12 protein-coding genes are annotated in these 13,918 nt (G+C 56.3%); 10 read left to right on the top strand and 2 right to left on the bottom strand.

Annotation, left to right across the window (positions count from 1 at the left end; all coding sequences use genetic code 11):
- Positions 1-96: 96 nt before the first annotated feature.
- Together AC2IBB_RS27275 and AC2IBB_RS27270 are read left to right on the top strand one after the other, a co-directional pair.
- Entirely contained in the window at positions 97-1,215 is a 1,119-nt protein-coding gene (locus tag AC2IBB_RS27275) for an HlyD family secretion protein (protein WP_486329845.1), read from the top strand.
- Complete coding sequence (locus tag AC2IBB_RS27270) at positions 1,215-2,753, top strand: DHA2 family efflux MFS transporter permease subunit (RefSeq protein WP_486329844.1); 1,539 nt, start codon at positions 1,215-1,217, stop codon at positions 2,751-2,753. The genes AC2IBB_RS27275 and AC2IBB_RS27270 overlap by 1 nt, the downstream gene beginning before the upstream one ends.
- Positions 2,754-2,784: 31 nt before the next feature.
- Here the strand turns inward: AC2IBB_RS27270 and AC2IBB_RS27265 are convergent, their stop codons facing one another.
- Positions 2,785-3,093, bottom strand: coding sequence for an ArsR/SmtB family transcription factor (locus AC2IBB_RS27265; protein WP_486329843.1), 309 nt, complete (start codon positions 3,091-3,093; stop codon positions 2,785-2,787).
- 131 nt (positions 3,094-3,224) lie between these two features.
- On the opposite strand from AC2IBB_RS27265, the gene AC2IBB_RS27260 reads away from it, so the two are divergent.
- From AC2IBB_RS27260 to AC2IBB_RS27235, 6 genes are all read left to right on the top strand, one after another.
- Complete coding sequence (locus tag AC2IBB_RS27260; RefSeq protein WP_486329842.1) at positions 3,225-3,428, top strand: YgaP family membrane protein; 204 nt, start codon at positions 3,225-3,227, stop codon at positions 3,426-3,428.
- Positions 3,429-3,437: 9 nt separating this feature from the next.
- On the top strand, positions 3,438-6,071 hold the full coding sequence (locus tag AC2IBB_RS27255) for an efflux RND transporter permease subunit (protein ID WP_486329841.1): 2,634 nt from the start codon (positions 3,438-3,440) through the stop codon (positions 6,069-6,071).
- Positions 6,068-6,880 carry an outer membrane lipoprotein-sorting protein gene (locus AC2IBB_RS27250; protein ID WP_486329840.1) on the top strand — a complete coding sequence of 271 codons (813 nt, stop codon included), beginning with the start codon at positions 6,068-6,070 and terminating at the stop codon, positions 6,878-6,880. Before AC2IBB_RS27255 ends, AC2IBB_RS27250 begins: the two co-directional genes overlap by 4 nt.
- Positions 6,881-6,898: 18 nt before the next feature.
- A complete protein-coding gene (locus AC2IBB_RS27245) occupies positions 6,899-8,332 on the top strand; it encodes a hypothetical protein (protein WP_486329839.1) in 1,434 nt (477 codons plus the stop codon).
- Positions 8,333-8,618: 286 nt separating this feature from the next.
- Complete coding sequence (locus AC2IBB_RS27240; RefSeq protein WP_486329838.1) at positions 8,619-10,940, top strand: glycoside hydrolase; 2,322 nt, start codon at positions 8,619-8,621, stop codon at positions 10,938-10,940.
- Positions 10,941-10,955: 15 nt separating this feature from the next.
- Positions 10,956-11,621 (top strand): SIMPL domain-containing protein, encoded by a 666-nt coding sequence (locus AC2IBB_RS27235; RefSeq protein WP_486329837.1) that lies wholly within the window; start codon positions 10,956-10,958, stop codon positions 11,619-11,621.
- 11 nt (positions 11,622-11,632) lie between these two features.
- Here AC2IBB_RS27235 and AC2IBB_RS27230 read toward each other — a convergent pair whose 3' ends face one another.
- Positions 11,633-12,433, bottom strand: coding sequence for a substrate-binding periplasmic protein (locus AC2IBB_RS27230; protein ID WP_486329836.1), 801 nt, complete (start codon positions 12,431-12,433; stop codon positions 11,633-11,635).
- A 211-nt stretch (positions 12,434-12,644) separates the two neighbouring features.
- Between AC2IBB_RS27230 and AC2IBB_RS27225 the strand changes: the two genes are divergently transcribed.
- Positions 12,645-13,172 carry a dihydrofolate reductase family protein gene (locus AC2IBB_RS27225; RefSeq protein WP_486329835.1) on the top strand — a complete coding sequence of 176 codons (528 nt, stop codon included), beginning with the start codon at positions 12,645-12,647 and terminating at the stop codon, positions 13,170-13,172.
- A gap of 138 nt (positions 13,173-13,310) precedes the next feature.
- Positions 13,311-13,883, top strand: a complete 573-nt coding sequence (locus AC2IBB_RS27220; RefSeq protein ID WP_486329834.1) for a hypothetical protein — start codon at positions 13,311-13,313, stop codon at positions 13,881-13,883.
- The last annotated feature ends 35 nt before the right edge of the window (positions 13,884-13,918 follow it).

Genomic DNA, 13,918 nt, shown 5'->3' with positions numbered 1-13,918 from the left:
AGAAGTTGGGGGTAAAGTCCGACTCTCCGCACTGTAAATTCCGCCACTGGGCTCTGTCCTTATCCTGAACCTGTTTAGCGAACGTGGAACTGCGCCATGTCAAAGAAGATGATCCGATTGATGTTGTTTTTCGCACTGGCTGGCGTCGCTGGCTGCGGCTATTACCTCTGGCATGCCGGCAAGGTTTCAACCGACGATGCGTTTGTCGAGCGCGACGTTATCTTCCTGACGTCCCGGGTTTCCGGCGTGTTGGTGGAAGTGTTGGTGAGCGATAACCAGAAGGTGGCGGCGGGAGACCTGCTCGCCCGCATTGATCCCAAACCCTACGAAGCTGAATTGCAAAGCGCATCCGCCCGAGTCGCCATGCAGCAGGCGGCGATGTTGAAGTCGCAGGCGGATCTGGACGCATTCGTGGCGCGTCTGGACGCACGGAAGCAGGATGCTTCGGCTCAAGTGGACGTCGCCAAAGCCGAGAAACAGCATCATGAAAGCAACCTGGCGCGTCTGGATGCGCAAATTGCCCAGGCGCAGCGAGATGTGGATCGCTATGAGCGACTGGCCGGACGCAAACAGGTTTCTGAGCAGGCGCTGGAAGACGCGAAGACCAATCTCGCCACCCTGCGCGCGGAACGGGAGACTGTAAAAGCCTCTATCGATGTCGCCTCCAGCAAAGTGGCGGCGGCTCATTCCCAACAAAAAACAGTGGCCTCCGATGAACGCAATATCGCAGTTCTGAAGGCGGCGATTGGACAAAGCGAGGCGGCGCACAAGCAAGCGCAGGCGGATGAAGAGCGCGCTCGTCTGGCTTTGCAGTGGACGGAAATTCGCGCCTCATCCAATGGCTGGATCAGTCGGGTGGAGAAGCATCCTGGCAGCTTCGTCAGCCCGCAGACCAACTTTGCGATTGAAGTGACTGGCGACGCCTGGGTCAAAGCCAATTTCAAGGAGACTCAGATCGGAGACGTAAGAGTAGGCGACAAGGTCAGCATTGCCGTCGATGCTTATCCCGGCGTCACCTTCAATGCCCACGTCGAGTCCTTCCAGCCCGGCACTGGGTCCCGTTTCAGTCTGCTGCCGCCGGAAAACGCCTCAGGCAACTACGTGAAAGTGGTGCAGCGCGTGCCGGTGAAAATCATCTTTGATGAAGTTCCCGACGGGGTGCAACTGTGGCCGGGCATGTCGGTCATTCCCACTGTCTATGTCAGCGGCTCCTGATGTCAGCGCAAGCGGGGCGGAAAACCGTTAATCCCTGGCTGATTGCGCCACTGGTGGCGCTCGCCGCCTTTATGGAGGTGCTGGACATCTCCATCGCCAACGTCTCGCTGCAGCATATTGCCGGCAGCCTGGGGGCGGGGCCGGAAGAGACCACCTGGATACTGACGTCCTACCTTGTCACCAACGCAATCGCCTTGCCCATCGCCGGCTGGCTGTCCGACTACTTTGGGCGTACGCGTTTCTTTATCGGCAGCATAATCGGTTTTACGCTGGCGTCTCTGGCCTGCGGCATGGCGCCAGGGTTGGAGTTGCTGATTATCTTCCGCGCCGTGCAAGGTCTGGCCGGCGGCGCGTTGCAGCCGGTATCTCAAGCGATACTGGCGGACAGTTTCCCCTTGGAAAAGCGCGGCATGGCGTTCGCCATGTACGGTATCGCCGTGGTGGCGGCGCCGGCGATTGGTCCTACCCTGGGCGGCTGGATTACGGATGAGTTCAGTTGGCGCTGGATCTTTCTGATCAACGTGCCGGTCGGCATTGTGCTGATCATGCTGGTCAAACGTTATTTGCCGGATGAGCCCGCCAATCATGACGGCTCCAAGGTGGATTATTTCGGCTTCGCCCTGATCGCTATCGGGATAGGTTGTCTGCAATGGATGCTCGACACCGGGCAACGGGAGGACTGGTTCGATTCGCCGCAGATCGTGGCGCTGGCGGTGATTGTGGTGGTGGCGCTGTTGACCTATATCGTGCGTTCTTTCGATCAGAAGAATCCTATCGTCGACCTGACGCTGTACCGTTATCCCAACTTCGCGATGGCGAATGTCATCATGTTTATGATGGGCTTTGTGCTGTTCGGCTCCACTGCCTTGCTGCCGCTGCTGATGCAGACGTTGATGGGGTACTCGGCTTTCGACGCGGGTCTGGTGCTGTCGCCGGGCGGATTTGCGATTATGTTTATGATGCCTGTCGTAGGACGTCTGGTTGGCGCGGTGGATTCCCGCATCTTGCTGACGCTGGGTTTAGGCGTCAGCAGTCTGGCGCTTTGGAATCTGGGCGACCTGACGCTGTCGGTGAGTCGGGATCAATTGGCGATGGCCCGGGTGTGGCAAACACTGGGGCTGGCGTTTCTGTTTATTCCCACGACTTCCAGCGCTTATGTCGGGTTGCCTGCTTCGGCGAATAATCAGGCGGCGGCCATGTTGTCGTTCATGCGCAATTTGGGAGGCGGCGTCGGCATCGCCTTGTTGATGACTTTCCTGGATCGCGTCGCGACGGTGAATCGCGGTCACCTGGTGGCTAACACCAGTCCGGTCAGTGAGGTCTGGAGCCAGCACTATATGCAGTTGCAGCAGATTACTGGCGACGCTACACGCGCATTGATGATGGCTAACCAGCAGGTGGCTGAGCAGGCGCGTTTTATTGCCTTCATGGATAGCTTTAAGCTGCTGGCGGTTATGTTTGCGCTGTTGATTCCTTTAGTGTGGAAACTGAAGCCATTACCCCGCAGTGGCGTTGGAACGCCTCAAGGGGCCCACTAACGCGTTGACATTGTTGTCATTAAAGGCGCCGCTATTTGGCGGCGCTGTCGCAGTACAGCTTTTTCAGCAGCGCAATCATCTGTTTGACTTCATCGCCCTTGAGGCGATAAGTCACGCTCTGTTGATACTTTTCCGTCTCCACCAGATCCGCCTGACGCAGCACGCTTAAATGCTGCGACATGGCGGACAGGCTCAGCTCCGTCGCTTCCGCCATTTCCGTTACTGTACGTTCGCCGTCGCAGAGCAGGCAAAGGATGAACAATCGATTGCGATTGTCCATGGACTTGATTAATGACAAAGCCTTTTCAAAACCTTCGGGGTCAAATTCGGTATCCAGCATAATTTGGAGCCACATCTCATGAATTGACTAATATTTTAGAATAATCTAAATTAGCGTTAAATCATTTAGATTTTTCTAAATAACTATTCGAAATCTAAACTCTCAGCTATCCGGGACAGGAGCAGGTTGCTATGAACATTGATCGACTGGTATTCGCATTTGCAGGTTTCATGGTTTCTCTCGGTTTGATTCTGGGTTACTGGGTGAGTCCCTATTGGTTCCTGCTTTCCGCCTTTGTTGGCCTGAATATGTTTCAGGCGGCGTTCACCGGCTTTTGTCCGTTAGCCATGGTGTTGAAAAAACTGAGGTTCCGTCCCGGAAGCGCCTTTCGCTGAGGCCCTGCTATGCTGACTTTATCAGAACATGCCTCCCGACACCCCAAGTTTTGGTTCCGCCTGAGCGGGGCTCTTTGCCTGCTGCTGATTCTTCTGGCGGCGGCTCCAACACTAAGTCCCGCGACGTTTTCCTTCCTGAACCCTCTACACATTGATACCGACCCGGAAAACATGCTGCGGGAGGACGAGCCAGTCAGGGTGACTCACAACCACCTGAAGCAGGAATTCAGCCTGTACGACGTTGTCGTGGTGGGGGTGATCAACCGCGAGCATCCCCAGGGCGTATTCAATGCGCGCTCACTGAAAAACGTGTACGACCTGGCGTCATTCGCGCAAGGTCTGCGCTGGGAGGAGAACGGACGCGAGCAGGGCGTGGTGGGCGTGGACCTGATGGCTCCATCCACACTGGATAATATTGAGCAGGCCGGGCTGGGAACGGTGCGTTTTGAATGGTTGATGCCATCGCCTCCGGCTAACGACGCCGCGGCTTTGCAAGTCGCTGAAAAAGCCATGCGGATTCCCATGCTGCGCGACACGCTGGTGTCATCGGATCAGAAAGCGCTGGCGCTTTACGTTCCCATCACCTCAAAGGACATCAGTTACCAGATCGCGGAGAGGCTGCGCGCCAAGGTCGCTGAGTTCGACTCAAATGATGAGTACCACATTACTGGGTTGCCGGTGGCGCAGGATCAGTTTGGCGTGGAGATGTTCAAGCAGATGGCTATTTCCGCGCCTCTGGCCATGCTGCTTGTTTTTTTATTGATGTGGTGGTTCTTCCGCCACCTGCGTTTGGTGCTGGCGCCGCTGGCGGTGGCTATGATCGCCGTGATTCTGACCATGGGCCTGTTAGTGGTCACCGGCAATACCGTGCATATCATGAGTTCGATGATCCCCATTTTTGTCATGCCTATCGCAGTGCTTGACGCGGTGCATATCCTGTCGGACTTTTTTGACCGTTATCCCCGGATTCGCGACCGCAACAAAACGATTCGCGAGGTGATGGAAGAGTTGTCGGCGCCGATGCTGTACACCTCGATTACCACCTGTGCGGGTTTCGCATCCTTGGCGTTTACGCCGATTCCACCGGTGCAGGTGTTTGGCGTGTTCGTCTCTATTGGCGTGGGACTGGCCTGGTTGTTGACGGTGACGCTGGTCCCCGCCTACATCATGTTGATGCCGGAAAACTCGCTGCAGGGATTTGGTATGAACACGGACAAAGACGGAGAGGAGCATACGGCGCTGGCGCGGTTTCTTCATGCGCTGGGGCGTTTCACCTATCGCCGCGCCAGACTGGTGTTGGTGGCGACCTTGTTGGTCGCGGTTGGCGCAGCCTATGGCATTAGCAAAATCCAGATTAATGACAACCCGGTGAAATGGTTTGCGGAAAGTCATCCGATTCGCGTTGCGGATCAAGCGTTGAATGAGCGTTTTGCGGGAACCTATATGGCCTACCTGGCGTTACAGCCGGCGGAGCCAGCCACGTTGGAGGACGCTCGCAGCCGGGGCGCCGCGTTATTGGACGAGACGGATGCGGCCATTCAAGAGCCCGCTCGCGCCCTTATCGCCGGAGCGACCGCGCAAACCAGAGATGAATGGTTGCGTGAGGTGCAGGACGCGGTGGCGAACGCCCGCGAACAGTCGGACACCGACGCGTTATGGGACGCCTGGGATGAGCTGGGTCAGGGACTGGACGCCGTGAGGCAAAGCGCTGAAACCTTTAAACAGCCTGAGACCCTGGCTTATATCGAAACCCTGCAAAAGTACCTGCAGGAAACCGGTCTGGTGGGTAAGAGCAATGCGCTGCCGGACATTGTCAAAACCGTGCACCGAGAATTGATGCAGGGTGAAGCGGAGGCGTTTCGCATTCCCGCCAGCGCTCCGGCGGTGGGGCAGACGCTGATTACCTACCAGAGCAGTCATCGTCCTCAGGATTTGTGGCGCTTCGTGACGCCGGACTATCGCAACACCAATTTGTGGATACAGCTGAAAAGCGGGGACAACAAGGACATGGCGGCGGTGGTCGCCGCGGTGGATCGCTTTTTCGCGCAGCATCCGGCGCCGACGGCCCTCAAGCATGAATGGTTTGGGCTGACCTATATCAACGTGGTGTGGCAGGAAAAAATGGTGAGCGGCATGCTGGAGGCGTTTCTCGGCAGCTTCCTGATTGTGCTGGCGATGATGGCGTTTTTATTCCGCTCCTTGTGGTGGGGGCTGCTCAGTATGCTGCCGCTGACGGTCACGATTGGCGCGATCTACGGCGTCATCGGCTGGATTGGCAAAGATTACGATATGCCGGTGGCGGTGCTGTCAGCGTTGAGTTTAGGGCTGGCGGTGGATTACGCCATCCACTTTCTGGCTCGCAGCCGGTTTCTGTATCGGCAGACCGGCTCCTGGCGTGAGACGGTGGACGCGGTGTTCGGCGAGCCGGCGCGGGCGATTACCCGCAATGTGATTGTCATCGGCGTGGGATTCCTGCCGTTGCTGGCGGCGCCCTTGATTCCTTACCAGACTGTCGGGGTGTTTATCTCTTCCATTTTGCTGTTCGCTGGCGTGGCGACCTTGTTGATCCTGCCTGCGCTGCTGACGGCGTTTGATCGCTTTCTGTTTAAAAATCTGCAACCAACAAGGGAGGCTGAGGCATGAGTCTTTCATTCAAACGATGGGCGGCGACCTGGGTCTTCGTCATGGCGGGAATGTCGACGACGCCGGCGGGCGCTGCGGATCTGACGCAGGTGGATGACATCGTACGCAAGGCCAGCCACGCAGCTTATTATCAGGGGGTGGACGGCAAGGCGAGGGTGGATATGCGTATCTTCGACGCCCAGAACCGGGAGCGCTCGCGGGAATTCACCATTCTGCGGAAAGACATTGACGACGCAGGCGACGGCGATCAGAAGTTTTATGTGTACTTTCACAGCCCGGCGGACGTGAGCAAAAGCGCCTTCCTGGTCTGGAAGCATGTGAAGGGAGATGACGACCGTTGGCTCTATCTGCCGGCGCTGGATCTGGTGAAACGCATTTCCGCCAGTGATGAACGCACCAGTTTTATGGGCTCACATTTTTTCTATGAAGATGTGTCCGGGCGCACTCCGGATGAAGACAATCATGTGTTGCTCGAAGAGACGGACAACTACTACGTGCTGAAAAGTACGCCAAAAAACACCGGTAATGTGGAGTTCGCCTACTACAAAAACTGGATTCACAAGACCACCTTTATTCCAGTCAAAACCGAGTTTTACGATGCATCGGATCGGGCTTATCGCACCTATCAGGCGACGCGGGTGGAAATGGTGGACGGCTATCAGACAGTGACGGAATCCAAAATGAGCGACTCGCGCATCGGCGGTTACACTCAGATGCGCTACAGCAAAGTCGATTACGACGTGGATATTCCAGAAGATATTTTCAGCGAACGTTATTTGCGTAGCGCGCCGCGTCAGTATCTACGCTGAGAGAGGGCGGGAGCACTGATGAAAACACCGCTTCGAATCGCCGCAATCCTGCTTATAAGCGCTCGCGCCTGGGGTGAAGAACCAGCGTTGCCTGCAGGGCTGGGAGCGGAGGAGCCACAACTGCCAACAGGGTTGGAAGAACCTGCTAAACCATCCGCCAATGAGCCAGATCTGCCTGTCGGCCTGGATCTGGCGGAACCCGGATTGAATGGTAGGGACCAAGAGACAGAGGCAGGGCTGACCGCGGTTCCGTGGCAAATGTCCGGTTTTGCGGAAACCCGTCTCGGCGCCCGGTTGCAGGAGGATCCGACGCAAAAGCGGGCGTCCATCGGCGAAGCGCGCGCCCAATGGCAGGCGGAAGCGTTTCTGGAGTCGGTCACGTTTAAGGGCGTGGCGGATTTCCTGTACGACCCGGTATTGGATCATCATCGTATTGATCTTGAGCATGGAGAAGGCTGGCTGGACGTGCGCGAAGCCAACTTTTTGGTGCGTCCGGCGGATGCGATGGATATCAAGCTGGGACGTCAGGTTCTCACCTGGGGAACCGGCGATCTGCTGTTCATCAACGATCTGTTTCCCAAGGACTGGAGCGCGCTGATGATTGGCCGTGACGAGGAGTACCTGAAAGCGCCTTCGGACGCCGCCAAGATATCCCTCTTCAGTGATGTGGTGAATCTGGACTGGGTGTACACGCCGCAATTCGACGCGGACCGTTATATTGATGGCGAGCGGATTTCCTATTACAGCGCAGGCTCCAGTGAGGTGGTTGGGCGCAATGAGCCCTTGCAGGTGGAAGGGCGTCAAAACGCGCTGCAGGATGATGAACTGGCGTTGCGGGTGTATCGTCTGTTGGGGCCCTATGAACTGGCCGCCTATTATTATCGCGGTTTCTGGAAAAGCCCGGCGGGCGTTAATCCTGACAGCGGCCTGTATACCTTTCCTGCGCTGCAGGTGTGGGGCGCGAGCGTGCGCGGTCCTGTCGCCGGCGGCGTAGCCAATGCGGAGCTGGGCTACTATGACAGCCTGGAGGATGAGCACGGTGACGACCCCTGGGTGCGCAACAGCGAGTGGCGCGCTTTAGTCGGCTATGAACGCGAGCTGCTGCCGGAGCTGACTGGCGCGGTGCAGTTCTACGTTGAGTCCATGCAGGATTATGACGCCTTCAAGGCCTCGCAGCCGCCGAGCGCTTATATCAAGGACGAGCATCGTCAGGTAGTAACATTGCGTCTGACCAAGCTGCTGCTGAACCAGAATCTGACCCTGTCTCTGTTCAACTTCTGGAGCCCCAATGAAGAAGACGGCTACCTGCGTCTGAAAGCGAACTACAAAGTGGACGATCACTGGCGCGTGGAGAGCGGCGCTAATGTTTTCTACGGAGAAAAAGAGGAAACCTTTTTTGGCCAGCTCAAGGACAACAGCAACCTGTATGTGGCGTTGCGATATGGGTTTTAGTCGCTTCACCCTCATGAAGAAAATTTCATAACTTTGTCAGTCCTACGCGGCCAAAGGATTCAGGGCTATCAGCGGAAAGGGCGCGTCTTTATCATGCAGAAACCGGGAAACTTTTATTTTATAGTGGACTGAGCTTACACGTTTAAGTTTTCCGGGCATGGCGGCTTCCATTATCAATGACTTACCTATAAGTCCGCGCCCAAATGTTCCCTGTCGCTCCTTTGCGGGAATCTGCGTGACTTAAAGCGATACCTCGACCCAATTTCTATTCAAGTTATACGTCATTATGAAACGAATCTCCGTATTGGCGGCGCTGTTATCCATCGCGCTGCAACCAGCCTGGGCTACGCCTGGGAATACACAACCGGTGCAAGTCGCCGTTGGCGACGACCTGTATCTGATCGATCCCGCCACATTGGCGGTGACGGTGCAGATGAACCAAACTCAATCTCCCGCTTCAGCAGCGGCGTTTGCTGCGGAAGACGTCAAAAGCGTCGTGTTTGTAGAAGGCGATCCACGTCATTGGCGTGTCGCTTTGGAAGGCAACTCCTTTGACGTGAAAGTCGCTGTTGATCATGGCGCTCTGACTTTCGCCATTAGCGCCGACAAGCCGAAGGCACATATTGACTGGCCGGTGTCGGCGGCGCGTCAGGTGTCCGCTTATGGTCTGCCATTGGGGGAAGGTTTTTATATTCCGGCCGATGATGCGGCGTGGGCGGACTGGTTGCAGGAAAAGTACGACGAGTCCGCGCTGACGGAACTGCTGTCCATGCCGTTTTGGACGGAAGTGCGCGCTGGCGGCAAAGGGCAAATCGGCTACTCTCTGACCTGGACATTGGAGAACCCCTTCAATACCGCCATGACTTTCGACCGGGATGAAGGCGCATTGCGTCTGGGCGTAAGTCATGAATTCTCGCCGCTGATGCCGGATCGGCCTTATCTGGCGCGTTTACAGAAGGGCGCGGCAACCCCTGTCGCCGGCGCCTTGGCTTATCGCGAGCTGTTGGAGCGTCAGGGGCTGCTGACGCTGGACGATAAACTCGCGCAAAACCCCAATGTAGCCAAGCTGGCTGGCGCGCCGCATATTTACCTGTGGAGCAGCGGTCTGATCAAGCCGGAGGATATTAAGAACTGGCGTCCCTTCGTGCGTGAATTCGCCGCCAAGTATCAGACGCCGGGGCGCCTCGCGCAAAAACTTTGGGCGCAGTGCGATAAAGAGGCGCGCAAGATGTTTACCCAGGCCTTCAAGGAGGCGCAGGGCGATGCGGGATTTGTCTCCAAATACTCACGCGAGGCTATCGTCAGGGCGGTGAATGGGGCGTTGATCAAAGCCATCGATGCGCCGGCGCAGCATCCCTTACCGGGCGGACATGATCCCGCGATGGAAGTGCTGCGGGGAGACGCGATGCGCACGGCCATGCAGCAGGCGTTCGGCGCCATGATGACCGAGCCGGAGTCCTGGGGCGGCGGTTTCTCCACGGACACCATCGCCGCGCTGCGCAAGGCCGGGCTGACCAGCGCCTGGCTGGGCGCCAACGACTGGCTGGATACCTTATGGCATCCGCAATCGGTGAAAGCTGCGAAAGCGGCGGGCTATCTGGTGGGAGTCTATGACAGCTACGGCAGCATTCACGCCCCGGATGAGCCGCGCACCTGGCTGACCGCCCAGGTCGGCCGTGAAAACTGGGAAAAGGCGCCCTACCGACGGGAAGACGGCAGTGTCGTCTCCGGTTTCTCCAGTGTGGGCGCCTACGCCAACCCTGTCGCCATTGAAGACTATGCGGAGCAGCGCATGACGGCGGTGACGCGTGAGGCCAAGCTCAACAGTCTGTTCCTGGATGTGGACGCCACTGGCATGATCTACGAGGACTACACGGAAGGGCGCAAAACCAGTGAAGCGCAGGATGTGGCGGCGCGTACGCAACGATTGAATTTCCCACGGGAAGAACTGGCGCTGGTCACGGGGAGCGAAGGCGGCTCCGCGTTGTTTGCGAACGCCATTGAGTTCGCTCATGGCATGACCATCACGCCGTTCAGCTGGACGGACCCGGATACCGGCAAGAACCGCCAATCCACTTATTATCGTGGCAACTACTGGCCGCCTGAGGCGCCCTCGCTGTTCTTCGCCACTAAGCCGATCAAGCCAGCGCTGCGCAATATTTACTACAATCCCGCCTATCGCTTGCCGCTGTATCAACTGGCGCTGCACGATAGCGTGGTGGCGACCCTGCATTGGGAATACCCCTCGCTGAAGTTCAAAGAAACCCGCGTGGATGTGGGGCTGCTGCAGTTGTTGTACATGATTCCGCCGATGTACCATCTGAACGCGGCGAATCAGAAGCGCGACCTGCCTGTCATCGCCGCCTACGATAAAGTATTCCGTCCCTGGCATGAAAAACTTTACAGTACGCGCATGACGGGGTTTGAGTTCCTGTCGCAGGATCGTCTGCTGCAATCCACCCGCTTTGCCGACGGCACGACGATTACCGCGAACTTTTCCTCTCAGGAGCGTAAAACGGGGCAATCGGCCATACCGGCGCAAACCGTGGCGATTGTGTCGCCCGAGGGCGAACGCAGCCTGATTCCGTTGCGAGAGATGCTGCAATAATTGGAGAGCTAGAGCATGAGCGAAAAATATCCCGATAGAATCACCATGGAAACTGTGGAGAAAGTGAAAGTGTCTCCCGACGCGGCGACCCTGGCCCTTAAGGTGTCGGGGGAATCCTCTGTGTTCACCACCGAGGCGCTGAAGAAGTTGAAGGACGTCAAAAATCTTATCGATGGCCTGAAACAGTTGGCAGTGGATGAGAGCAAACTGTCTCTTGAAAATATCCGCGTGACCTCTAAATCCGGTATGTTCGCTGGCGCTTCATCGGTGACGTTCACGCTCAAGCTGCAATCTCTGGCGATCGCCGATGTGCCGCAAACTCTGTCTCTGGCGGCGACGACAAAAAATATCTCCCTGGAAGACATCCAATGGGAATACTCCTATCTGGAAAGCAGGAAGCTGGAGATCATGAAATCCGCCGCCAGGGAAAACAAAAAGCAGGCATTGGAGCTGGCGGACGCTTTGGGCGTGCGCCTGATCGCGGTGCACAGTCTCTATCCGAAATGGGATGAGCCGAATCGTCAGGCGATGGCGGGGCTGACGCGCAGTCGCAGTCTGATGAAAGCGAGAGGGCCGGGCGGGGGCGACGACAGTGAAGGTTTTGAGTTGGCGATGAATCACTCGGATTATCTGGAGGTCGTCATCAAAGCGGAGTATCGGGTGTCGGAATTCGCGGCGTAGCCATCGGGCTTCTAAGGCTGATAGCGGGAGATAATTTCCTGCAGCTCTCCAGACTCTTTCAGATCCTGCAGCACGGCGTTGATATCGGCCAGTAACTGTTTGCGCTGTGGCGTCACGGCGAAGCGGAACCACACGGTGCTGACATCCTGATCGGAAAGAGTGAACTTGTTACCCAGGCTCTTCTCCTTGATCAACCACAGGCCCACCAGCTCGTTGATAACGGCGCCATCGACCCGGTCAGGCGTTTTCAGCAAATGCGACAACATGATGCTCTCGCTGTAATCCTCCTGGCGTTGGATCAGGCCATCCTCAAAATAGGGGTCCAGCAAGGGGTAGTGGTAGCCGAAACGCACTACCAGCGTTGTACCTACCAGCTCTTCGACCTTCTTAAACTGCAGGTTGCGATCGCGCAGGGAAAAAATGACGTCGCGATGAGGGATGACCGGCTTTGACCACAGGAACGCCGCCGGCGCGTCCGTCCACTCTCTCGCCAGGGTCACTACATCCACATCGCCAGCCGCCAGCATGCTGTCAAGCCGCTTGCGGGGCAGCGCCATTAGTTTGAGTTGATAATTGCGACGGGCCGCCACTGTGGCCAGCACTTCGTACATAATGCCTTGCGGCTGGTTATGTTCGTCGTAATAGGTGAACGGCGGAAATCCGCCGCCATCGCTCATATTGAATCTGATCAGTTTGCTTTCCGGCGCGTTTGTTTTTGCATCCTGCGCGTGAGAGACAGGGGAGAGCAGAAGCCATTGCGTAATGATGGTCAGCAATGCTGCTCGGCGCCACGGATGATTAATAAAGTTCATTGTTCTATCATCGCCCCTTCGTCATGCGCTAAAAAACAGGCATTACTCGCCCAGAAAGAGAGAGCGCTCGTGGGAGCTTATTATTTCCGGACTTAAGCATGTGACGTTGTCTTGCATTTAATTCTAGCTGCATTCCCAGAGAGCGTGTAATCAGCGCGGCTTTATTTGGCGATCATCGACAATCATTGAAAACTAGTAAGGTCTTTAGGGTATGGAAATAGTGTATTACGTGGCCGCCAGTCTTGATGGCTACATCGCCGATCCTCAAGGAAAAGTGGACTGGCTTGCGTCCGTGGCGGACGAGAATGAAGACTATGGTTACGAGGCGTTTTACAAGGGCGTCGACGCTCTGGTGATGGGAAGCAGAACCTACCATAAAGTGCTGGAGCTGGGCGCATGGCCTTACGAAGGAAAACCGGTGTGGGTTTTTTCCCGACAGGAGGATCTGAAGCTCGCTCCAGGGGTAGAGCGTTGCGCTGGCGACCCCTCGACACTGCTGGCGCATTTCCGGGCCTTGGACTACAAGCGGGCCTGGCTGGTAGGGGGCGGTGAATTGCTGGCGTCGTTCCAGGAAGAAGACCTGGTGGACGAATATATAATCTCCTACGCGCCGGTGTTGTTGGGCCGCGGCATTCCTTTGTTTCCCCCTGTGGACGCCTGCGCGCGTCTGGAATTTCAATTGGCGGAAACCTTCTCCAGTGGGCTGGTGCAGATACGCTATAAGCGCATACGCGATTGAAATTTATAATTAAATGACGGAAAGTCACGAGAAATGACGCTTTATGCCCGTGCGTCGTCTCATCTCCAGACGCCCGGCCTATACTGTGTAACTGACGTATATAAATTCGCTAGCTCGCTCAACCTCATGGAGATAACCATGGCATTACCCGAACGCGTGGCAAAATGGCACATCAAGCTGGACGATGACCAAATGACGGTGGCGGAAGCATTCGCCAGCATTCAGAGCATCGCTCTGAAGCAGGAAGACATCCCCCTGATCATTCAGTTGGTGGAGAACCCTAAATTCGACATCCCCGGCATTAATTTGTTCAATGGAGCCACGGGTCTGAAAGCGCATGACTACATCCATGTTCTGTTGGGGCGCGGCGTACTGCCGAAAGACGAGGCTTTCGTGCTGGGGTTCACGATGGGCAGCACCAATCGGGTGACGACGGCGGAGGAGCGCCTGTACAGTTTCTTCGCCAAATATCTCTACCCCAAGGTCTATCAGATGAACGACGAAGACCTGCAAGTTTTCAAAGACGCCGTTAGACTGGGATACGTTTCCGACTGCACGCCCCTGGATACAGTGGACTTCGAAGGGTATTCAAATCTCGCCTTGAAGGACGCGCGTGAAGCAATTGGCCTGGAAGCCGACTTACTGAAGGCCTACTACGCCATTGAGAAAAAGCGTTATCCCAACAGTCGGGAGTCGCAGCGTAATATTTAAGCGGCTAACGCCCACAGCAACCATTCGATAATTAT

The organism is Hahella sp. NS-SX17 (genome assembly GCF_057367735.1).
Note: the sequence above shows the minus strand (reverse complement) of the source record. Positions and strands in the feature narration are given on the sequence as shown.

Coding starts and splice junctions, on each gene's coding strand:
- AC2IBB_RS27240 (WP_486329838.1), top strand. CDS start 8,619: ATGAAACGAATCTCCGTATTGGCGGCGCTGTTATCCATCGCGCTGCAA.
- AC2IBB_RS27225 (WP_486329835.1), top strand. CDS start 12,645: ATGGAAATAGTGTATTACGTGGCCGCCAGTCTTGATGGCTACATCGCC.
- AC2IBB_RS27245 (WP_486329839.1), top strand. CDS start 6,899: ATGAAAACACCGCTTCGAATCGCCGCAATCCTGCTTATAAGCGCTCGC.
- AC2IBB_RS27230 (WP_486329836.1), bottom strand. CDS start 12,433: ATGAACTTTATTAATCATCCGTGGCGCCGAGCAGCATTGCTGACCATC.
- AC2IBB_RS27265 (WP_486329843.1), bottom strand. CDS start 3,093: ATGCTGGATACCGAATTTGACCCCGAAGGTTTTGAAAAGGCTTTGTCA.
- AC2IBB_RS27250 (WP_486329840.1), top strand. CDS start 6,068: ATGAGTCTTTCATTCAAACGATGGGCGGCGACCTGGGTCTTCGTCATG.
- AC2IBB_RS27275 (WP_486329845.1), top strand. CDS start 97: ATGTCAAAGAAGATGATCCGATTGATGTTGTTTTTCGCACTGGCTGGC.
- AC2IBB_RS27260 (WP_486329842.1), top strand. CDS start 3,225: ATGAACATTGATCGACTGGTATTCGCATTTGCAGGTTTCATGGTTTCT.
- AC2IBB_RS27220 (WP_486329834.1), top strand. CDS start 13,311: ATGGCATTACCCGAACGCGTGGCAAAATGGCACATCAAGCTGGACGAT.
- AC2IBB_RS27255 (WP_486329841.1), top strand. CDS start 3,438: ATGCTGACTTTATCAGAACATGCCTCCCGACACCCCAAGTTTTGGTTC.
- AC2IBB_RS27235 (WP_486329837.1), top strand. CDS start 10,956: ATGAGCGAAAAATATCCCGATAGAATCACCATGGAAACTGTGGAGAAA.
- AC2IBB_RS27270 (WP_486329844.1), top strand. CDS start 1,215: ATGTCAGCGCAAGCGGGGCGGAAAACCGTTAATCCCTGGCTGATTGCG.